The following is a 23005-nucleotide window of genomic DNA, read 5'->3' on the forward strand; positions in this document are numbered from 1 at the left end:
TATGAGCGGAGACGAACAGCCAAATTTGTCAAACTTAAATCCTTCGTCTCAGATCTCCCAAACGTTTGCAGCAACGATTGATCATTTGACAACAAGGGTGCTCGATCGGTTTGCTCAAGAAACAGCCGAGAAACAGCTTTTTTATCACAACCAAGACCATGTTCGAGATGTGCAGCGACGTTCGCAGCAGATTTTTGCTTTGATTGCTCCGACGCTTACTCCTGAAATTGATCGAGAGCGGACTCTATCGCTGCTCGATTTTTGTGCGATCGCGCATGATCTAGTGCAGCAGTTTGACCCGAATTCTCCACCTCATACGACTCGTCAGCGGCAGCCTGGTGTCAGTGAAAGAATGACGATCGAGCAACTCATGCGCCTGATTGATCAGCACAATCAACAGACTTCTGACCGTGCTGCACAACTGACTGAGACAGATATTGCAGTCATTCAACAAGCAATTACAGCCACGATTTGTACTTATAATTTACAAGAACAAGCCATCTATCAACCTTTACTGTATAGTGGCGAACCTTTGTCGATCGTCAGTCGAATTCTTGCTTTAGCAGACTTAGGAACTCTGGGAATTGATGGGATTGAAGTTTACAACCGAGAAGGTAGCTTACTGTTTCTAGAAGAAAATCCTGATGTTGTTTCTCTTGTGCAAAGTGGTGAAATCTATCAGCTTGTGGAAACTGACCCGACACTTGCTGAGAATATTCGTCAGCGTCTACTCAAGCGATGCCGTTTCCAGGTCAATTTTGCCAAGAGTCGTTTGTCTCACCTAGAACAAGAGCTTCAAGGTTTTCCCGCAGCGATACACCCTGTATTACTAACCAAGATATTTCGGCATCTATCTCCTGCAACGATTCAGACGCTCGAAGCGATCACACCGACTGAACCGGATACTGCTTTGAATGTTCTACTCAAGTTCTTTCAGTTTGAAAAATATGTGCCGCGATCAACGGAATAACGTACTTCTGAATCGATTCAACCTCAAATCCAACGATTTAGACGGATTCCAACAGGTGACTGAGTTCATTCTCCCGATGTTGGAGTCGCTCAGCGAGTAAAGCCACAATAAAACGGTGAATGTTCGATGCCAGCATTGGGTCAGAGGTTTCAATCCGCTCGAACGTTTCAGCCGATAAGAAATACAAGGTGCTCGGCTTATCAGCAACCACAGATGCCATGCGTGCTGTGCGACGATAAAGCCCCATTTCCCCGATCGTGTTTCCGATGGTGTAGGTTCGGATGCGTTTGTTCTGTTCATCGCTGAAATTTAGCACCACACTGACTTGTCCCGACGCAACAAAATACAATCCATCAAACGGATCGCCTTGATGAAAAAGATATTCTCCTTCTGCTAAGTGGCAAACTTCCAGGCAACTCATTAAGCGATCGACTTGTTTTGGATCAGAAAAGTCAGCTTTGAGATGAGCCGCTAACGCCGCTTCGGGTGTCAGTCCTTGATCTTCACACAAGGGATGATATTGTTGCAGCACTTTGCCTTCGTACCATTCTAGCCCTCGGTCTAAATCTGCAAAAAGATGGCAGAACGGATCAGCTTCCTCAAGACATTCCCCCTGTTCCAATCGCCGTTTTGCTTGCGTAGACAGATGAGTGTAGACCAGATGAATCTGCTTTTGGGTTGCAACCTGCTTGAGTTTAGCAAAGCTCAGAACGGCTGAAGCATCGAGATCTCTCACCATCCGAAAATCTAAAATCACATAGCACACAGGCGGTAGCTGTTCGTCATGAATGCGATCGCGCACTTGATTCAGCAACTTGTTAGCTGTCCCAAAAAAGATCAAGCCCTGTAATTCGACGATGTAAGCTTGGTTTCCTTGTGCTTCAAGGGTTTCTAGCTCATCAGAAGTCCACAACACATTGCTGTGATGGTAGGCTCCATTGCTAATCCGACGAATCACCGTCAGCCGACTGTAGCTAATCACAAACAGGACAATCGCCGCCACTAATCCTACGCCAATGGCTTGGAGAAAGCCAACCGTCACCGTCACAATCACGATCAGCAGAATGATCGCATAATCGGCACGAGCAAACTTAAACCAAGCTTCATAGAGCCATTCGTTAAAAAACTCGATCGTAATCAGCAGCGGCATCCCAATCAAAATAAACTTGGGAAAGAAAGAGAGCAATGATGCTCCGCCTAACAGCATTGCAAGACACAGTGCTGCAACGATCCATCCTACTAATCTGCCTCGCGCTCCTAACTGGTGAGACAAAGCATTCTCCCCGGCACTGGCAAATCCGCCGACTCCGCCTCCCAATCCTGCCAACAACGACGCAATTCCTGCGGCTTTCAATTCCTGATTGAGGTCGAGATCCCGCGATGCAACCAGTTCAACGCCATTACAGTGCAGCAGCAGCGCGATCGCGGAAACTAACCAAAGCGCTGCCAGCGTCGGAACCTGCTGAATAATTACATTCCAGTCTGCCTGCTGAATGGCTGCAAAACTAACAAAGCGATACAGCCCATCACTAGGAACATTGCCTAACAGCCAGCCTCGTTCTGTTGCGTCAGCGATCGAGGTTCCTGTGACTGCGAGAGCCGCATAAAACAGTGCTACTGTTCCGGCAATAATGCCGGGATAAACTAAGACATGCGTAATTCGCTGCGGTAACACAAACATCGCTACAGCAAACAATGCTCCTGGAAGCCATTGCAGCACCGCATTGGTTTGAAAGAAAGCTGCCAGCGAAAACGGCTCTAGATCTAACCCCGATACAGTCTGAAATGCAGCGACCAAAAGCAGCGCACCGATACCTGCGAGAAAGCCACCCACAACTGGATAGGGAATAAATCGGACAAAACTGCCGAGTTTGAACCAGCCCAATCCCAGAAAAATGATTCCGGTCACTAAACTATTAATCGCTAACGTTGCGACAACGGTCATCAGCTTTTGCTCTACCGATGCATCTGGCATTGCCGTCACAATCTGGCGAGCAATCAGACCAAAGATCGGAACTGTCACTTCTGCGATCGTCGCCACGATCGCAGGATAGGAACTGAGGGCAGAAATCACAGCACTGATGATCACCGAGCTAAAAAGAAGTAGCCCGATTCCAAACGGCATATAGGGTTCTAGCTCTCCTGAGAAGATAAGCGCCCCAAACGATACTGCACTCGTCACGGTGAGCAGACCCATGATTGCGCCTGCAATACTATTTGAGATCATAAATCCTGTAGCTGCTGATTTGGACTCTGCGATAGGAATCACTGCGATTGAAGAATAAAAATAGAAACTTAATCTAGATGTGCTTATCCTATAGAACTTCGTACAAGTCTAGACTGTTCAACTTGTAATTTCCTACTTCGGACATATTTAGGATAAAACGGAAATTTCTGTTGAGATACAAATTTCCAACCTCAAGGAAGATGTAGGCAATACTCAGCTATGGATAGGATTACACAAGTTATCTTGACTCAGCAAAATTGAGAGGGCGCTTTAAACGTATAAAAAGGCTCTGCGCTCCCAGTATCGTTCTAGGGAGGCGAATGTGTATCAGCAATAACTCTCAAAATGCTCTTTTAAGTTTTAATCTGACTAAATCTGTAAATTGTCTCTAAAGCAATGCTCCTGCTCCTGTTTCACATTGGAAACAATCTCTGTGCGATCGACACAAGTAAGATCGTTGAGATCCTACCCATGGTGATACTGAGAAGGATTCAACTCGATCGTAATTCTGTGGTCGGAGTTTTCAACTATCGTGGGCGAATGATTCCTGTCGTTGATCTGTGTCATCTGATCAGCGATCAGCCTAGCCAGATTTGTTATCGTACTCGAATTATTTTGGTACAAAGTACTTCTGCTGCAAGACCGATCGGTTTAATTGCAGCCCGAGTCACTGAAACCTTAAAAATCTCGATCGAAGACGCAGAAACAGCAGAGTTCATTACGGAATCCCCTGAACTGGGCAAACTCTTACTCACCGAACAGGGGATGGTTCAACTGATTCACTGGGAGCATCTTGTCTCAGATGTGCTTGCCGCACTCCCGAATGAAGCCAAGGAGGGTGAAGAGTGCAAGACTCGATTGAACTCATTCTGAAACAGAAGTTAGGACTCGATGCGAATAGTGTAGGTTCGCGAATCATTGCCCGTGCGATTGCACAACGACGGACTGCGTGCCAGATCGCGGATGATGCAGCTTATCTCGCTTTAGTTCAATCTTCGCCTCAAGAACTTAATCAATTGATCGAAGCCGTTGTGATTCCGGAAACCTGGTTTTTTCGAGACCAAGGAGCGTTTGCAGCGCTGCAAGAATATGCAGAAACGCAAAGAATTTGCCATCCTCAGCAGAGGATGAAACTGTTAAGTTTGCCCTGCTCGACTGGAGAAGAACCTTATTCGATCGCGATAACACTGTTAAAAGCAGGATTCACTCCTGATCAATTTCAGATCGATGCGATCGATGTGAGTCAACATGCATTAGCGAAGGCAGAACGAGCAATTTACAGTCAAAAGTCATTTCGAGGCAACAGTCTTGCAGAGTGCGATCGCTATTTTCAGCAGACAAATGACGGTTATGCAGTGCGCTCAGAAATACGTAAAACCATCAATTTTATACATGGCAACATTTTGCAACCGCATTTCTTGATTGCAAAACAGTATCACGTTGTTTTTTGTCGCAATTTATTAATTTATCTCGACCGCTCTGCTCGCCTGCAATCGATTGATGCACTTGACCAAGTTCTTTTGCCCCTCGGGTTACTGTTTTTAGGAGCGGTCGAAACTCCCCAACTTGCTCATCGAGCTTATCAATTGATCCATTATCCTGCTGCATTTGCCTTTCAGAAGCAGTCTCCAGACAATCGGTTACTTACACCCGACTCTAAATTGATCAAGCAGAAACAACCTCATCAATCCTCAAATTTATCGAATCTCATCAGACAGCAATCGAATTCGATCGCTCTGCCATCTCCGCAGTCTGCACCTACTTTATTAGAGACGGCTCAAGACCTCGCCGATCGCGGAAAACTCCTATCCGCTGCAGAACTCTGCGAATCCTATATCAGAACCTATCCAGGGCAAGCTCCTGCATACTTGCTCCTCGGACAGATTTATCAAGGACTCAATCGGCTTAAACAGGCAGAACAATCGTTTCAAAAAGCACTCTATCTGAACCCAGACACTTACGAAGCATTAATCTATCTTGCGCTGTTGAAAGAGCAGCAAGGCAATAACATAGAATCACAGCGGTTTAGAAAGCGAGCAGCGCGGCTGATCAATTCAGGATATTCGTCTTCATCAGGTAGTTAACAATGATTCGATCCATGTGGAACAACAGCACAAATCGCATTTTACTCGGTTATTCTATCCCGCTTCTCGCTTTGTTGGGATTGAGTGCGATCGTGTATGGCTCAACCACACGCACTTTTCAACTTCAGCAGGAAAGCAATCGCATCGAGCGGCAAATCCGCAACGTCAACGGCTTAGTCGATGGGCTGAATCGGATGATTGGTCATGCTCGCGCTTATGTGATTTTTCCGGGTGATCAGACTGCGACCAATGCTTATGAGGATGCGCGTCGATCGTTTGCAGAAAATGCCAGAAATGCAGCCACGGTCGCAGATGCTCAAACCCGACCCGACGTCATCAGCTTGACTCAATCAGGTGAGAACTATGATCGAGCCTTACAAACGGTGTTTCAGCTTGTGGATGAAAAACAGATCCCCCAAGCAAGAGCAGCAGTCCGAAAATCTCGAATTGTCGATGCAGTTGCTCAGCGCGATCGCGTTGTGCAAGAACTCCAAACTCAACTCGATCGCAACAATCAAGCAGTTCAAGATGCACAAAATGGTCTACTCAGGTTGATTGTGATTGGAACTGGACTGACCTTTTTAGCAACTTTAGTGGCTGCCTTAGCAACAACGTTACCCTTGCGGCGACAGCTTCCTCCCGTTGTCGATGCAGCGACTGCGATCGCGCAAGGTGATCTGACTCAATCGATTCCCCACAGCACCGACTCGACTGAAATTGGACGATTGCTGAGAGCCTTTGAGGGCATGACCAAAAGCCTCAATAGTCTGATTAGACAATCTCAGCGATCGGGAATTCAAATCAGTACTTCGACGACACAAATCGCAGCAGCAGGCAGACAGCTTGAAGCGACAGTCAATGAACAAGTTGCCTCAATGCATGAAGTCAAAGCAACGTCTCGTCAGATTGCAGCGACCAGTGGAGAACTCGCAAAAGCGATGAATGATGTCGAAGACATTGCTCAAGCGACTACTCAAGCTGCCTCAAGTAGCCAGGACAATCTCAACAAAATTCAAACAGCGATGCAAGGCTTAGTCAGTGCCACGCAGTCGATCGCGTCCAAACTCAAAGTGATGGATGAAAAAGCAAACAGTATTAACAATGTCGTCACCACGATTACAAAAGTCGCGGATCAGACGAATTTACTCTCGCTGAATGCAGCGATCGAAGCGGAAAAAGCAGGAGAATACGGAGCAGGATTTGCGGTCGTGGCAAGAGAGATTCGTCGTTTGGCGGATCAATCTGCTTTAGCAACCTTAGAAATTGAGCAGATGGTCAAAGGGATGCAAACGTCTGTGTCTTCGGGAGTGATGGAAATGGATCGATTTAGCCGCGAGGTGACGCAGTATGTCTATGAAGTCGGAGACATTAGCCACCAGATTGCGAGCTTTATTCAAGAAGTCCAAGGACTTGCGCCCCAGTTTGCAACGATTACTCAGCGTATGGATGAGCAGTATCATGGTGCCGAGCAAATTAGTATCGCGATCGCTCAATTGAGTGATGCTCACTTGCAAACAATGCAATCCCTTCAAGAGACGAATAATGCGCTGACTCAGCTTGATGATGCAGCGCAGGGGCTACAACGAGAAATTTCTCAATTTAAAGTGTAATGGCGATCGAGAACTGCTGGAATCAGATTGGTGTTGAAGGCGATCGCTCTTGTGAACGCCTAGAGAACTTGCAGCATTGTCGAAACTGTCCGATGTACAGCGCAGGCGGACGTAGCTTACTCGATCGTGAAATTCCATTCGATTACCTGCAAGAATGGACACAAACGCTGGCACAGCCGCTCGAATCGCAGCTTTCCAGATCACAATCCGATCTGCTTGAAATCAGCCAGGTTCGACAAACTCTATCTGCGATGATTTTTCGTCTTGGGAGTGAGCGTTTTGCCTTACCTGTGTGTCTTCTGCAAGAGGTTATTCGTCCTATTCCCATTCATACGCTGCCGCATCGCAGTAATGACCTGTTTCTAGGATTAGTCAATTGTCGAGGCGAAATTTTACCCTGTGTCTCATTAAGTCAGTTTCTCCAAGTTGAAATGCCGATTGATCCAACTTATAGCCGTTTGAACTTAAAGCGAATGATGGTCGTCGGGCAGCACAGACCGCTTTGGGTCTTTCCAGTAGACGAAGTGTATTGTGTGCATCGATTTGATCCATCTGAACTGCGAGATCCACCTGTTGTGATTGCCAAAGCAAGCCAAGCCTATACCGCAGGGATGATTGACTGGACTAACGGAAAGGTCAATTATCTGGAGATTGATTCTCTGCTCGATACTCTCGATCGTCGGTTACTCTAAACCTATGTCCGACTACTCGATGCTAGAACTATTTCGCCAAGAAGTGAAGGTTCAGGTCACCCGCCTGAAGCAGAATTTTATGCTGTTTGAGCATCAGTCTCCGTCTGCCAATGAGATCCAAGATGCACTTCATGCTTTAGAAACGGTGCATGGGTTAGCGCAGATTGTCGAAGTAGAAGCAGCCGTTACGCTCTCTGAAGCGATGCAGAGCCGATTGAAAATCATTCAGCCTGAAAAGAGTTTGGACAGTATAGAGTGCGATCGCTTGATTCAATCAGCAGATTGGCTACTTGAAATGAGCTTATTAGAGGACTCAGAGCGTCACAATTGGATTGCAAATCACCAGCAAGCGATCGTAGAAATTCAGGCAAGTCCGACAACAGATTCCTTACCTCTTACTCCAGATTCCCGGACTCAAAGCAATGTTTCTCTTGCTCTGATTGATTCCCAGATGATGGATCTGTTTCGTTTAGAGGTTGAAGAACAAGCCAAAACCCTCAATCAAGAGTTACTGACCTTAGAAGCAAATCCGACAGTAACCCAACCTTTAGAAGCATTAATGCGTGCGGCTCACTCGATTAAGGGTGCAGCGCGCATTGTCGGCATTGATGCGGCAGTAGGTTTAGCTCATACGATGGAAGATTGTTTTGTCGCGGCTCAGAATCGTAGCTTAACCCTGACTGCTGAACTAGTTGATTCATTGCTGAGTGGTGTTGATCTCTTGCAGTATCTTAGCCAAGTCAGTGATCAGGATTTACCGAACTGGATCGAGCACCACCAAGCCGCGATCGCGGCTGTACAATCGAGCATTCAAACCCTACGAAAATCCCCCACACAAGTCTCTGATGTTGCCTTACTCCCGATAGCATCGCCGCAGCAGAGTCTCAACCTGAATCAGCTTTCTCCGATCCAAAATGGCAAAGATCTGAACTCGTCTGACTCATCAACTCAGGATAGTGCTCCCTCTTCTCAGCGAGTTGTGCGGGTGAGTGCAGATAATCTGACTCGGATGATGGGACTGGCAGGAGAATCGCTGATTGAGGCAAATGCTTTACCTGGTTTTGCGGATAGCTTGAGGCAGGTACGATCGCGACAAATTGAACTCTCAACGACTCTAGAAACCTTAGAGCAGCATGTAAATGTGATGTCGAATAAAGTGACTCAAGCGTTATTTGAGACAGTTCGCCAGCAAGAGCAGCAATGCCGAAATCTCCTCAGCGATCGCTTATCAGAACTCGAAGACTTTATTCGTCGTACCACCAATTTATCCGAGCGTCTTTACCAGGAAGTCATTACTTCTCATATGCGACCCTTTGAAGAAGGAATGCAAAACTTTCCGCGGATGGTGCGTGATCTAGCTCGTAGTCTCAATAAACAGGTCAAACTAGAAATTCTCGGTCGAACAACTTCGGTCGATCGTGATATTCTCGCCAGATTAGAAGCCCCGATCACGCACATCTTACGCAATGCGATCGATCATGGGATTGAGTCCCCTGAAACGCGCGTTGCAGCAGGCAAATCTGCTGAGGGAACAATCCAGATCGAGGCCGCTCATCGGGGTGGAATGCTCGCGATCGCAATTACGGATGATGGAATAGGAATTGATACTCAGAAATTGCGGCAAGCAATCATTGCCCGACAGCTTGTAGCTCCAGAGATAGCCGCAAAACTGAGTCACAGCGAATTGATGGAATTCCTATTTCTACCTGGGTTCTCTCTATCAGAACAAGTGACTGAACTATCCGGTCGAGGCGTTGGACTCGATATTGTTAAAAGTATGGCGCAGGAAGTCGGCGGAACAGTGCGGGTGACTTCTCAGCCAGGCAAAGGAATAGGGTTTTACTTTCAGTTGCCGCTGACACTCTCAGTTGTCCGAACTTTACTCGTCGATGTCGCAGGAGAAGTCTATGCATTTCCATTGTCGCGCATTGATCAGATTGTCACAGTAGAACAGTCTGAGATCTTTACGGCTGAAAATCGTCAATACTTCACCTTTGATCAGAATAATATTGGACTAATTCCGCTCTACCAGGTACTAGATTTATCTCGTCTAACTGGCACTTCTGAACGCTATTGGGTGGTGATGCTCAGTGATCAATCTGCTACTTATGGTTTGATCGTCGATCGCTGTTTGGGAGAGAAAGAACTGGTTGTGCGTCCGCTTGATCCGCGACTCGGAAAAGTTCAGGATGTGAGTGCAGCAGCGTTGATGAACGATGGTTCTCTTGTGCTGATTCTAGATGTGTCTGACCTCATTCGCTCCACCAATCGACTCTTACAAAATACGCGCCTTGCAAAAGTCAGCGAACCCCGATCTCTGCAACATCAGCAGAATGCAAAACGAGTCTTAGTCGTTGATGATTCGATCACCGTGCGAGAACTCGAACGGAAGCTACTTCAAAATCATGGCTATGTCGTCGATATTGCAGTCGATGGTATGGAAGGATGGAATGCGGTCAGGTCTTACCCTTATGATCTCGTGATTAGTGATATTGATATGCCGCGAATGAATGGCATTGAGTTGATCAAAGCGATTAAACAACATTCCCGATTTCACGCAATTCCGGTGATTGTTGTGTCTTATCGCGATCGCGAAGACGATCGAATGCAAGGATTAGAAGCAGGGGCAGATTACTATCTGACTAAAAATAGCTTTCATGACGATACGTTGATTCGAGCGGTTACTGACCTAATTGGCGAGTAGAAGAGATGAGAATTGCAATTGTAAACGATATGGTGATTGCGATTGAGGCGATGCGGCGAGTTCTACTCTCTGTCGCGGACTATCAAGTCGTTTGGATTGCAAAGAACGGGGCAGAAGCGATCGCGAAATGTATTCAGGACACCCCTGACCTGATTTTAATGGATTTGTTCATGCCTGTGATGGATGGCGTTGAAGCAACTCAGCAGATCATGCAGAAAGCTCCCTGTGCGATTTTGGTTGTGACTGCCGACATGAAACAGAGTGCAGCAAAAGTATTTGAGGCAATGAGTTATGGCGCGCTAGATGTCGTGAATACGCCGATTCTCGGCAGTTCCGGCGATCCCGAAATGACGCAAGCCCTGCTTCGTAAAATTTCAACGATCGAGAAACTGATCTGCAAATCTGCTCACCCTTCTACTATGATTCGCACAACTCCGACTCGGTCTTTTATGCCGTCTGTTTCTACTGCACCTGATCTAATAGCGATCGGTGCATCGACAGGTGGTCCTAAAGCTCTAGCAACGATTCTGGCTCCCCTACCCGCTAGCTTTGATGCAGCCATTCTGATTGTTCAACATATTGATGCACAGTTTGCCGAAGGGTTGATCGATTGGCTGAATGATCAAACAGCACTGACGGTAAAAAAAGCTATGACCGGAGATCGATTGACGAGCGGCGCAGCCTTTGTTGCCTGTACGGATGATCATTTAGCGATGCAGTCAAATCGTACTTTAGCTTATGTGAAAGAACCGCTTTACTATCCTTACCGTCCCTCTGTGAATGTTCTGTTTAAGAGTTTGGCACAGTACTGGCGACCGCCTGGAACCGCAATTCTATTGACTGGAATGGGGCGTGATGGAGCCGAGGGATTAAGCCTGCTTCAGCAACAAGGTTGGTACACGATCGCTCAAGATGAAGCGAGTAGCGTTGTGTATGGGATGCCAAAAGCGGCGATCGAGCTACATGCCGCATCAGAAGTTTGGACTCCAACAGAAATTGCTCGCCACTTAACTGCAAAACATTCGTGATGTCCTATGAACGAGCCGATTACAGTCTTACTCATTGACGACCAAGCCATCATTGCAGAAGCAGTGCAGCAGATGCTTGCTTCAGAACCCGATATCAGCTTTCACTACTGCAATAATCCACTGCAAACATTAAAAGTGGTGCAAACTTGCCGTCCGACTGTGATTCTCCAAGATCTCGTCATGCCCCAAATAGAAGGGCTGTTGCTCGTTCGACTTTTACGATCGTCAGATGCACCCACCCATCAGATTCCTTTAATTGTCCTATCGAGCAAGGAAGATCCCGTGATTAAAGCTCAAGCTTTTGAGTACGGGGCAAACGATTATCTGGTTAAATTGCCCGATCGCGTTGAACTTCTGGCTCGAATCCGCTATCACTCTAGAGCTTACACCAACTTGCTCAAGCGCGAAGAGGCAGAAGCGCTACTCCGCCAGGAAAATGAGGAACAGGCGCTTTATATTGCACAAGTGAATAAAATTACGGACGCAGCTTTTGCTGTGGAGCAAAATCAGTTCGAGGCAAAGCAGTTAGATGAAGTAGTCGATCGACAAGATGAGCTAGGACAACTGGCACGCGTTTTCACCCAGATGGTCAAAACGGTGAAAGTTCGAGAGGCTGAACTGGAGCGATTAAAGGATTCTCTAGCTCGATTTTTTCCAGAGGAGTATCTACAATTTCTGCGAAAAGATAGTGTGATTGATGTTCAGCTGGGCGACTTTGTCAGTAAAACAATGGCAGTGATGTTTAGTGACATTCGTTCTTTTACGACGATTTCTGAGAACATGTCTCCCCGCGAAAACTTTGACTTTATCAATGCTTACCTCAAACGAGTCAGCCCTGAAATTCGCAATCACTATGGCATTATCGTCAAGTTCTTAGGCGATGGCATGATGGCAGTTTTTCCGGATGGAGCCGATGATGCGATCGCTGCTGGAATTGCCAAGCATCAGCGCGTTTGGGAATATAACCAACAGCGTTTAGCAAGAGGCGATCTCCCTATCCGGATTGGCATTGGAATTCACGTGGGGCATATGATGCTCGGCATGGTTGGGGAAAGTAACCGCATTCAAGGAGATGCTTTTTCTGACAATGTTAATCTCACGTCTCGATTAGAAGGTCTGACGAAAGTTTATGGCAGTGCTCTCCTGATTACTGGGCAAACGCTCGAACAATTGAGCAATCCTGAAGCGTATGACGTTCGTTTTCTAGCCAATACGATCGTGAAAGGACGGACTGAGCCGATTTCTGTGTATGAGATCTTGAATGCTGAAGTCGAAGCCGTGCGATCGCTAAAACTCCATACTCTACCTCAGTTTCAGCAGGGGATTGCTTACTACCAAGATCGCGCCTTGACAGAAGCTAAAACTTGTTTCGAGCAGGTGCTTAGCATTCATCCTGACGATCGTATGGCTCAGCTTTACTGCGATCGCGTTGACGCTTTACTATCACAAGGGATTCCTGAAGACTGGCAGAACGTTGGGTCTTTTGAATCGTTCTGATTGCGAGCCACAAAGCCCAGAACTGACGATTCTATGAACGAATTGCGCGATCGCACTGGCATGTCTAGATTTATTGACATTGCAGCATTCGGAGAAACGGGAAGAAGGCGATCGTTAACCTGGCTGCCAGTTTCCCTAAATTGCCAATCAAGTCAATCAACCTGCGGCAAGATAAGATAAATATCGCACTTATCAATTTTTTGGACTTCAATGGCTACTCCTCTCAGCGGCGCTCAAATCCGGCAAACATTTCTTGATTTCTTTGCACAGCGCGGACATCAACCGTTGCCTAGTGCGTCGCTTGTGCCTGAAGATCCAACCGTTCTGTTAACGATCGCGGGAATGCTTCCCTTCAAACCGATTTTTCTGGGTCAGCAAAAATCGGAATTTCCGCGGGCAACGACCTCTCAAAAGTGTATTCGGACAAATGATATTGAGAATGTCGGACGGACGGCTCGACATCACACCTTCTTTGAGATGTTGGGAAACTTTAGCTTTGGAGACTACTTCAAGTCGCAAGCGATCGCTTGGGCATGGGAGTTATCGACGAAAACGTTCGGCTTGCCTCCGGAGCGGATTGTCGTCAGCGTTTTTGAGGAAGACGACGAAGCCTTTGCAATCTGGCGAGATGAAGTCGGAATTCCCGCTCACCGAATTCAGCGCATGGGTGCGAAAGATAATTTCTGGAATTCAGGCCCTACAGGACCCTGTGGTCCTTGCTCAGAGTTGTATTACGACTTTCATCCAGAATTGGGAGACGACCACATCGATCTCGAAGATGACACGCGATTTATTGAGTATTACAACCTGGTTTTTATGCAATACAACCAGGACATTGATGGAAACTTAACGCCACTCCAGAATAAGAACATTGATACTGGAATGGGCTTAGAGCGGATGGCACAGATTTTGCAGAAAGTGCCGAACAACTACGAAACGGATTTGATTTTCCCGATCGTTCAAACTGCCGCAAAGATCGCTGGCATTGACTACTCAACCTCAGATGAATCAACAAAAGTCTCGCTCAAAGTCATTGGGGATCACATTCGAGCAGTCGTGCATATGATTGCAGACGGCATCACGGCATCGAATGAAGGGCGGGGCTATGTGCTGCGGCGATTAATCCGGCGGGTCGTTCGACAAGGGCGATTGATCGGCATTGATCGAGATTTTACAACTGATGTTGCCGAAACTGCGATCGCGCTTTCTGAATCGGCTTATCCGAATGTCCGGATGAAAGAAACGGTTGTGAAATCGGAACTCAAGATCGAAGAAGAACGGTTCCGTAAAACGCTCGATCGCGGCGAAAAACTACTCGAAGAAATTCTGAACCGAGAAACCAAGCAAATCTCTGGCAAAGATGCGTTTGAGCTATACGATACTTACGGCTTCCCGGTGGAACTCACAGAAGAAGTCGCGATCGAGAAGGGCTTAACGGTCGATATGAAAGGCTTTGAAGCTGAAATGCAAGCCCAACGTCAACGCGGTCGCGATGCTCACAAAACCATTGATTTAACCGTTCAAGGAACCTTAGATACCTTAGCTGAAAACTTACAAGGCACTGAGTTTCTAGGCTACAAGCAACCTTCTACTCAAGCTGAAATTCAACTCTTGTTAGTCAATGGTGAACCTGTTGATCGAGTCGAAGCGGGTACAGACGTTCAGGTGATCTTAAATCAGACTCCGTTCTATGCAGAATCGGGCGGACAGATTGGCGATCGCGGTTATCTCTCTGGCGAGGATCTGGTGATTCGAGTCGAAGATGTGAAGAAAGAATCGGCTTTCTTTGTTCACTTTGGACGAGTCGAGCGTGGCACAGTTCGATCTGGCGATAAAGTCACGGCGCAAATTGATCTCTCGTGTCGTCGTCGAGCGGCTGCAAATCACTCTGCAACGCACCTGCTTCAAGCGGCACTGCGGAAGATTGTCGATGAAGGCATTTCTCAAGCTGGATCGCTAGTAGACTTCGATCGCTTAAGATTCGATTTCAACTATTCCAAGCCACTCACCTCAGAGCAAATTCAGCAAATTGAAGAACAGATCAATACCTGGATTGCAGAAGGTCATCAAGCTGAGATTGCAGTCATGCCGATTGCCGATGCTAAAGCAAAAGGTGCGATCGCAATGTTTGGTGAAAAGTATGGCGATGAAGTTCGTGTCATCGATTTTCCTGGCGTTTCAATGGAACTTTGTGGCGGAACTCACGTTGCGAACACCGCTGAAATTGGACTCTTCAAAGTCGTGTCTGAAACAGGCGTTGCAGCGGGGATTCGTCGAATTGAAGCAATTTCCGGGGCATCGGTACTGGAATATTTGAATGTTCGAGACAGTGTGGTCAAAGATTTGAGCGATCGCTTTAAGTCGAAGCCTGAAGAGATTCCCGATCGCATTACTGCTCTACAAACCGAGCTTAAAAACACTCAGAAGCAACTCGAAGCCGTTAAGGGACAATTAGCGATCGCGAAAGCTGATCAACTTCTGGCTGAAGTTGAAACGGTTGGTGACTTTAAAGTGCTCGTTTCTCAGTTAGAAGCTGTTGATCCCGCTTCTTTACAAAAAGCAGCCGAGCAATTGTTGCAGAAGATGGGTGAAGGAGCAGTCGTTTTAGGATCTGTCCCAGAAGCCGGAAAAGTCAGCTTTGTGGCTGCCTTTAGTCCGGCTGTTGTCAAGCAGGGAATGCAAGCTGGAAAATTAGTCGGCGCGATCGCGAAAATCTGCGGTGGCGGTGGCGGCGGTCGTCCAAATCTTGCACAAGCAGGTGGACGAGATGCAAGTAAGTTATCCGAAGCTCTGACAGAAGCAAAGAATCAACTGAAAGCTGGATTAGTCAAGTAGAGTAACATTGGTTTTTCACGAGGGAAACGATTGAGTCATTGCATTTCGACTTTGCTCAACGCTCAAAATCCGAGGGATGTGTGAGTTGAGTGAAGTCGAAATCCAGACCCAACCAAGGAGCACAACTCAATCAATACGCTCCTGAAGAGGAAGCATTCAAGGTACAAGTTAACCCCAATAGTTCAAACAGGTAGAACATGAACCAGCCTACATCAATGCATCAAGTTCTGAACTACTGGTTTGAATACTGTCCCTCGAATGCCGTTCTTGCTCAGTTACCGAATCTAAACGACTCCTTCGATCGCTGGTTTGGGGGCAAAGAAGACGATATACAGCAATCCCTGTGGGATTCAGTATCGCCAGAGACAGAAACCTGGACGGATACACTTGAGGGACAACTCGCCAGAGTAATCCTCTACGATCAAATTACTAGAGGTTGCTTTCGGCGGACTGCAAGAGCATTTGCTTTTGATGAGCAAGCACTTTTTTGGGCGAATCGTTTTCTAGAATCTACCCATCCTGGTGACATGGGCTTAGCTTCTCCGATTTGTCTCAGTCATCAATTCATGATTCTCATTTGCCTGAGTCATTCAGAAAACAAAGAAACTCAGGAACGCTCTCTTCATCTAAGTCAGCAGTTTGCCCAAGAAGTACTGACTCAGAACTGGTTGAGTGAGAAGGTCAAGCAGCAACTCGCTCAAGTTTATCCTGAAGCACAACAACACCATAAAGTCATTCAGCACTTCGGCAGATTTCCTCATCGCAATCGCGCATTAAATCGACAATCAACCCCCGAAGAAGAGCAGTTTTTACAAGGTAATTTACCCCAGTGGATGTATAGTCAACAACAGTCACTATAATTGCTGATTTTCTGCCGAAATAATTGTTTCTTTTCTTACAAAAACGAATCAGTATTCTCCTCGATTTGTACCATTGTTTAATAGCTTGCGTCTTTAATTTAACCTTTTAGAGAAACATTTTTTGCCTTTTCAAGGGCAAGCCTGATGTGATTGTTATTATTCTACTTTGCGGTATCACATACTAAGTGTCCCAATAGTCTTCAGGCTTTACAAAGTCTGAAGACTAATGCTAGAAAGTTTCTATAACTACATAGTGTATCTACCTAAATCAAGCCTATTCGATAGCTCACTTCGTTCAAGTGAGTATAGGGGGCTTAAATAGCAATTTTCTACCGTCATTTTCTACTGCTGCTCTAGAGGCTAAAGCACTCAGGCTATAGTTTCGTTGCAACGTGAAGCGATCTCTAACGTCAGAAGCAATGGAAGCAGTTCGATCGATTGGATTGCTTCAACGGTCTTATCCCTAACGACACGACAGCACTTATGGAAGTAAAGGATTTAACACAATGTCCTGTCAAGGACATTGTGAATGTGTATCTGTCTAAATCTGCGATGAATCGATCGAAAGATCCTCGGCAAAATCGCCTTTTCTATTCCATGTCTCCCGTTGGTCATCGTTTTCTAGAAAACATTGATTCAGAAGATCCTCAGTTTGAAGCGATTTCTTCGCTAGCAAAACAGGTTTCTAAAGTCCTTGAGAGCAACTGTAAACAGGGGTTTGAAAATCGCCTCAAAGCTTACTGGGCATCGAATCCACCAGCTTATCCTGTTTGCTCGATTCGAGATTCTGCTTTTGGTGCGGTCTTGGATGAAGTTTGGTTTGCGTTTTTTGCTAGAGCCTGCCCTAACCCCGATCTTGTAGTCAAAGCGGCTCATAACATCTTGATGGTCGTCAAGAACAGGGAAACAGTTGATATAAAATCTAGGCGAAATGCGATCGCATTAGTGGCTGATGCTGTCAAGCTAGGACTCAACCCTCAATTAGAGTTGCAGGAAACTTTTACTAACATTCATGAGGTGATCTTTGCACTCATTGTTTCGAGTGTGGATGAACTGAGCGAGGGCTTTGCACATACGGTGATTGCTCTCGCACAACATGCCCCAACTCCGACAAGTTTGGATGAATTTGCACTCGCTTTTTATGAAGCATTGAGGTTATATCCGTTATTCACGCGATCGACAAGACCTAGCAATGATAGTACCTGTCTATACAGCCTCAATTACGTAAACTATCACCGTCGAACTGATATCTTTGGCAAAGATGCGCTTCAATACAATTGGCAGCGCTGGCAAGCTAAAAACTGGCTTGGACAAACGTTTATTTTTGGTGTTGCCAGCAATCGATCCTGTCCGGGACGCGGCAGCGCGATCGAGATGGTTCCGAGAATGGTTCAAGTTTGGATGCAGACTTACCAAACGCAGAGCTACATTCGCCACACCAGAAATTTACCCTGTGGCGGGCTTGCGATCGTAACTCCAATCGGTAAACGTGTGCCTTGGTTCTTATCCTGGCTGCATTTTGGGGCATGGATTTATTCACATGCAAGCTTTTGCTTGATTCAAAGAGCTTGGGTTAATCATCAAAATGCTAAAGCTTCCAACAAACGCCGTGAAGCCGATCGCTATTATGCATCGCTCAAGGCTTTGCGAATTCCAGCAGCAGCTTCACACGGTTCGGTTCAACCCTCTCGTTTATCCGCAAAGAGCTAGGTCTTTTGCACGAGGTTATTGTCAAACTGAACATTATTTAGGTGCCGTCGAACCATGCAAGTCACTGTAGCAACCAATCAAGGCGTATCAGAAACTCTAGCGAGCCTCTCTCAATTCAATACAAAGTGGGGAGAGCATTGGCCTTTTATTGCAGAGCATCGCCTGATTTCAGCCTGCGATCGCCAATTTGTCAGAGATCAACTGCCGCAAATTTTAGCCGCAGAGGCAGATCCAAGAGCCGCGATCAATTCGTTCTTGCAAGACTTTCATCCTGACATCACGGATAATCCCAACCAATTAGCGGCTTATCTTGCCCTGCTGACCTATTTAGCATTAGGATTTCGTCGCCCTTATATCGAAAAAGATCCTGAAAAGCTAGCAGCCACCCCGATCGTCAGTGAGCAGTCAATTCAATTTCCAGAAAAGCTATCGACGCTCTGGACAGTCGTCGCAAATCGCTTGGGAATTGAAGCATCTACCTCGCTCACCGCGCTGGTTTACTGCAACTTTTCCTGTAACCTATCCGATCTGCCGATTTATACCGATCCGTTGGAGGAACTTCACAATATCGATCGCTTAATTCTGCATCAGCGAACTCGGTTAGCACAATCTGCGATGCAGTTTTGCAATCACGAGAATGTTCAGCATCGACAGATGTATTGCGAATTTCTCAAGATATTTCTGTACTCTGAAATTGTGGGTCGGCGAATTTGTGCCTGGGCTGAAACAGCCCTGAACGCTTTCGTCACACATCAATCTCCTGAAAGAGTGGCAGATTGTTTAGCAGTGATGATTCGATGGTCGATCGAAGCATTGACGCAGCACTTAGAAGCAAACCAAGACATCCCTAAAGAAGCACTCGCGATCGCTCAATTTACTCCTGCAATTAAGCTTTCAGAACGTAAAAGCACGCCTGGTGTCACAGGATTTTTGGTTCCTTTTCTGGATGAGTTTTTCGGCTTTACGTCTGAGTCAAGCCCGTACCTGGAGAAAGTAAGAGCATCCCGCTCTTTTCTCCTACCGGAACTGGCTGCAATCTTAGAGTCTTGTCAGACACATGCTCCATTTGACACAATTTGTGCTCAAATGCCGCCTGCACAAAAAGCGCAGCTCGAATCCCTAAAACTTACCTTATGGGAAGTGATGAAGGAATGGCGCATTTTTCATCGCAATCAAGTGGGTCGATTTCTAGCAAAAGGTGTGGAATCTCAACACACTACACCCAGACTCAAGACCTTTCTCCGCAATTTTATTCAAAACATGAATGAACGGATGCGAGCATTCGAGGCAGAGCAAAAATCCGAAGCCTATTCTCTGAACTATGGCAGTCAGGGCAAAGCTCATGAGGCAGACCATTTGTGAATCGTTTTCTGAATCTGCAAACAAAATCGCTCAACTTTTTCTTGAGTCAGCGACTCGGCTTCGTAGCAGGTCAACATTCCAAACCGACACCTAGGAGCACACATGCCCAAAATTGCCATCTTGAGCACCCGTTTCACAGGTTGCCACAACAGGAGGTAATCAACCCACCAAGGCGAATTGAGCGATGTAATCGCAAGCGCTCTCTGAAGGTTGTGAAGTTTTGGCTGGAGTAAACCACCCGGCTGAGGCGCATGGTCGAAAGCAAGACCCGGTGACCACACTCGATCAAACCAACCTTTGAGAATGGCAGGTAGACTAAACCACCAGGTTGGAAAGACAAGCACAACTGCTTCAGCAGCAAGCAACCGTTCAACCTGTGGCTGAACAGTCGTTGCATCGAACGGAGGCTGAAAATAGCTTTGACGTTCACTGCTCGTGATCACTGGAGAGAAGCTGTTTTGATAGAGATCCTCGATTTCGACTTCGTGACCTGCGGCAGTGAGTGCCGCGATCGCAGAACGTGCCATTGTGTAACACAAGCTATCTGGAAGTGGATGAGCAATCACAACAAGACATTTCATAGCAAAATCAATTGATAGAACTTGAAATTTGCAGTACACGCTGATGAAAATGGATGGGCAAAAATGTCAGCATTTTTGGACAAGATGCTGCCCCTGCCTATGCACATTCAGCTTAGTTCTGAAGGTAGATTTGATGAATCGGAATCTGAATCACAAATTCCGTTCCTTGATCAGGAACGGAGTGACAGGTGATCTGCCCACCATGCTTTTCAGTCACAATTTGATAACTAATCGACATGCCCATCCCTGTTCCTTGACCGATCGGCTTGGTTGTAAAAAATGGGTCAAAAATTTGTGCTTGAATCGATTCTGGAATTCCAATCCCATTATCTGTAAAGCGGATAATCGCTTGCTGATCCTCGGTGACTGCCGTAGTAATCTGAATGGTCGCAGGATGAGATGGAATTCGCGATCGCTTCTCTTCCACAGCATCGATCGCATTGGTGAGAATATTCATAAACACTTGGTTGAGTTGTCCAGCAAAGCATTCAATGAGGGGAAGTGCCCCATAATTTTTGATGACTTCGATTTCAGAGTCACTTTGCCTTGATTTGAGACGATTTTGTAGAATCATCAACGTACTCTCAATCCCATCATGAAGATTGACAGGCTTAAATTCGGACTCGTCCAACCGAGAAAACAAACGCAGTGATTTCACAATTTCTCGAATTCGCTCAGTGCCAACCTGCATCGAGTCTAAAAGCTTAGGTAAATCGTGGCGAACAAAATCGAGATCTAGGTCTTCGATTTTCTCTGAGATTGCATCCGTCGATTCGGGGTAGCTTTGCTGATAGAGCGTCACAAGCTCTAATAAACCGCGAGCGTATTCATCCACATAATTCACATTGCCATGAATGAAGTTGACCGGATTATTGATCTCATGAGCAATTCCTGCGACCAACTGCCCCAAACTCGACATTTTTTCACTCTGAATCATCTGGGCTTGAGTTTGCCGTAGCTCTTTCAAGGTTGCTTGGAGTGTCTTGCTCTTGCTCCGACTTTGCTCATAGAGATCGGCTTGATTAATTGCGATCGCGAGTTGATCGGCAACTGCCTGAACTAGCTCAACTTCTCGATCTGTCCAGGTATGCTGCTGTTGCTGATGGTCACAGAGAATCATGCCGATCTGTTCCCGTTGAGTTTGAATGGGAACACAGAGCCGTGACTGAACTCCCGATGCCATCAGAGAGGCTCGATGGCTCGGTTCTTGATAGCTCTCGGCTTGATCAATGCGAATTGTATCTAGGTGGGGGATAATTTCATCCGTTGAGCCAATGAGATCAGGTGAACAGGAACCCACCAAACTCGATTGATGATGAGATTGATCAGCGACAACCTTCCAAACCGCAGGCGTTACGCTTGGATCGTACCAAGTAAAAGCGCACCAATCGACTTGGAGTAATGTGTAAAGCTCCTGAATCGTAGTTTCGAGAATACTGTTCACATCGAGTGAATTCCGGATCTGATTCGTTAACCGATTGATCAAGGCTTGACGTTCCGCATACTCTCTGAGTGCAGCTTCGGCAGTATTCCGCTCCATTTCTACGCCAACTCTTGCCGCAAAAAGTTGCAAAATAGATTGAGCGGTTTCCACATTCTCGGCGAAATGTCGCGTATCGATGACCCCGATCGTTCCGATCGCTTGACCTTGAGAATCGGTAATCGCTGCACCGAGATAGCTTTCAGCCTGTAAAGTCGCGAGATTGGGGTCATCTGGAAATTGAGTTTGCAGCGATTCTAGAAAGAGACCCACTTTGTTCTGCAACACATATTCGCAAGGTGTTTTCGCCAGATTAAAAGTATAAGGCTCGGCAAAGTGTTGCCCTGTCCAGAGCACCAGCATGTCACACTGAGAATAAGTTTGATCAGTACACTGAGTAATAAAAGCGTACTGCGTTTGAAAAATTTCACTCAGCGATCGCACACAACTGCGAAAGAACTCGTCTCCAGTTTTCGACACGGTTTCTTCGACAATGAAGCGAAGTGCCGCTTGCTGCTGTTTGGAGGCATGAATATCTCGGATAATGCCTTGCACGGATGTGATTGATCCGTCTGCATCTTGAATCGGCACCATATTGATCGATGACCACAGCCAGTTCCCTTGTTGGTACTGTCGCCGAAACTCAATACCTGAATGTTTTTTGCCTGTTTCAACCGCTTGTTGACTTGCCATGAGACATCCAGGCAGATCGTCAGGATGAGCAAGTGGAGCAAACGATCGACCGACCCACTTGTCGGGTGAATGACCGTAAAGGGTATAAAAACCGGGAGAGAGGTAAGTAATCGTACCGTCTAAAGTCCAGGTTGTGATTAAATCATTCGCATTTTCAACTAAATGACGGAATTTTGCTTCACTTTCTGCCAGAGTGGCATAAGCTTGCTGTTGTTCTATGTCTATTTGGATGCGATCGCTGATGTCAATTGCGCTAATCAGGACTTGATCAATCTGTTCGTCTTGATTTTTCAGAGGATTGATCGTGATCTGCCACCAACTTTTCTGTCCATTGCGATCAAAGCTTTGTTCAAAAGTAATCGGTTGATTTGAGTGAATACACTGCCAACAACAGTCATGATAGATTGGGGCGGTTTCTGTTGGTAGAGCTTCGTTGAGAGTTTGACCGATTAAACGTTCAATATCAGTAGAACTCATCGCAGCAAATTTTGAATTTGCTGCGATATAGCGAAATGTTTGTTCTTGCTTTAAGACTTCTAGCAGAGCAAGCCCATAACTTACTCCTTCCCAAAGATGGTTCAGAAGTTGAAGCGGATTTTGTTTCAGACCGATGGGAAAACGGTGTAGCTCCAAGAGCCTGCGGTTGTCATCTGCCATAAGTAAGAGAGAAGG

15 protein-coding genes are annotated in these 23005 nt (G+C 46.4%); 12 read left to right on the top strand and 3 right to left on the bottom strand.

The genetic code is table 11. The features are described from left to right. Position 1: 1 nt before the first annotated feature. The gene (locus tag ACMUEV_RS09435) at positions 2-970 is read left to right on the top strand and encodes a hypothetical protein (protein ID WP_190652933.1); all 969 of its coding nucleotides are present in this window, start codon (positions 2-4) and stop codon (positions 968-970) included. A gap of 37 nt (positions 971-1007) precedes the next feature. Here the strand turns inward: ACMUEV_RS09435 and ACMUEV_RS09440 are convergent, their stop codons facing one another. Further along, positions 1008-3197 carry an SLC26A/SulP transporter family protein gene (locus tag ACMUEV_RS09440; RefSeq protein ID WP_190652934.1) on the bottom strand — a complete coding sequence of 730 codons (2190 nt, stop codon included), beginning with the start codon at positions 3195-3197 and terminating at the stop codon, positions 1008-1010. A gap of 396 nt (positions 3198-3593) precedes the next feature. Between ACMUEV_RS09440 and ACMUEV_RS09445 the strand changes: the two genes are divergently transcribed. From ACMUEV_RS09445 to ACMUEV_RS09495, 11 genes are all read left to right on the top strand, one after another. Continuing rightward, the gene (locus tag ACMUEV_RS09445; RefSeq protein WP_017289354.1) at positions 3594-4070 is read left to right on the top strand and encodes a chemotaxis protein CheW; all 477 of its coding nucleotides are present in this window, start codon (positions 3594-3596) and stop codon (positions 4068-4070) included. Beyond that, entirely contained in the window at positions 4043-5281 is a 1239-nt protein-coding gene (locus ACMUEV_RS09450) for a CheR family methyltransferase (protein WP_190652935.1), read from the top strand. The genes ACMUEV_RS09445 and ACMUEV_RS09450 overlap by 28 nt, the downstream gene beginning before the upstream one ends. Positions 5282-5283: 2 nt before the next feature. After that, positions 5284-6891, top strand: coding sequence for a methyl-accepting chemotaxis protein (locus ACMUEV_RS09455; RefSeq protein WP_017289352.1), 1608 nt, complete (start codon positions 5284-5286; stop codon positions 6889-6891). Beyond that, the gene (locus ACMUEV_RS09460) at positions 6891-7583 is read left to right on the top strand and encodes a chemotaxis protein CheW (protein ID WP_190652936.1); all 693 of its coding nucleotides are present in this window, start codon (positions 6891-6893) and stop codon (positions 7581-7583) included. Before ACMUEV_RS09455 ends, ACMUEV_RS09460 begins: the two co-directional genes overlap by 1 nt. 4 nt (positions 7584-7587) lie before the next feature. Continuing rightward, positions 7588-10287, top strand: a complete 2700-nt coding sequence (locus tag ACMUEV_RS09465) for a hybrid sensor histidine kinase/response regulator (RefSeq protein WP_190652937.1) — start codon at positions 7588-7590, stop codon at positions 10285-10287. A gap of 5 nt (positions 10288-10292) precedes the next feature. After that, the gene (locus ACMUEV_RS09470; RefSeq protein ID WP_190652938.1) at positions 10293-11315 is read left to right on the top strand and encodes a chemotaxis response regulator protein-glutamate methylesterase; all 1023 of its coding nucleotides are present in this window, start codon (positions 10293-10295) and stop codon (positions 11313-11315) included. A gap of 6 nt (positions 11316-11321) precedes the next feature. After that, positions 11322-12812, top strand: a complete 1491-nt coding sequence (locus ACMUEV_RS09475) for a response regulator (protein WP_190652939.1) — start codon at positions 11322-11324, stop codon at positions 12810-12812. Positions 12813-13022: 210 nt separating this feature from the next. Beyond that, complete coding sequence (gene alaS / locus ACMUEV_RS09480; protein ID WP_190652940.1) at positions 13023-15647, top strand: alanine--tRNA ligase; 2625 nt, start codon at positions 13023-13025, stop codon at positions 15645-15647. 197 nt (positions 15648-15844) lie between these two features. Next, positions 15845-16507 (top strand): DUF924 family protein, encoded by a 663-nt coding sequence (locus ACMUEV_RS09485; protein ID WP_190652941.1) that lies wholly within the window; start codon positions 15845-15847, stop codon positions 16505-16507. 483 nt (positions 16508-16990) lie between these two features. Then, on the top strand, positions 16991-18217 hold the full coding sequence (locus tag ACMUEV_RS09490) for a hypothetical protein (RefSeq protein ID WP_190652942.1): 1227 nt from the start codon (positions 16991-16993) through the stop codon (positions 18215-18217). A 54-nt stretch (positions 18218-18271) separates the two neighbouring features. Next, on the top strand, positions 18272-19579 hold the full coding sequence (locus tag ACMUEV_RS09495; protein WP_190652943.1) for a hypothetical protein: 1308 nt from the start codon (positions 18272-18274) through the stop codon (positions 19577-19579). Here the strand turns inward: ACMUEV_RS09495 and ACMUEV_RS09500 are convergent. Continuing rightward, positions 19558-20160, bottom strand: a complete 603-nt coding sequence (locus tag ACMUEV_RS09500; protein ID WP_190652944.1) for an NAD(P)H-dependent oxidoreductase — start codon at positions 20158-20160, stop codon at positions 19558-19560. The two genes, ACMUEV_RS09495 and ACMUEV_RS09500, sit on opposite strands and share 22 nt — an antisense overlap. A gap of 112 nt (positions 20161-20272) precedes the next feature. After that, on the bottom strand, positions 20273-22990 hold the full coding sequence (locus ACMUEV_RS09505; RefSeq protein WP_190652945.1) for a PAS domain S-box protein: 2718 nt from the start codon (positions 22988-22990) through the stop codon (positions 20273-20275). Positions 22991-23005 lie beyond the last annotated feature (15 nt).

The sequence above is a fragment of the Leptolyngbya sp. FACHB-1624 genome, assembly GCF_047649235.1.
Lineage (GTDB): Bacteria > Cyanobacteriota > Cyanobacteriia > Leptolyngbyales > Leptolyngbyaceae > Leptolyngbya > Leptolyngbya boryana.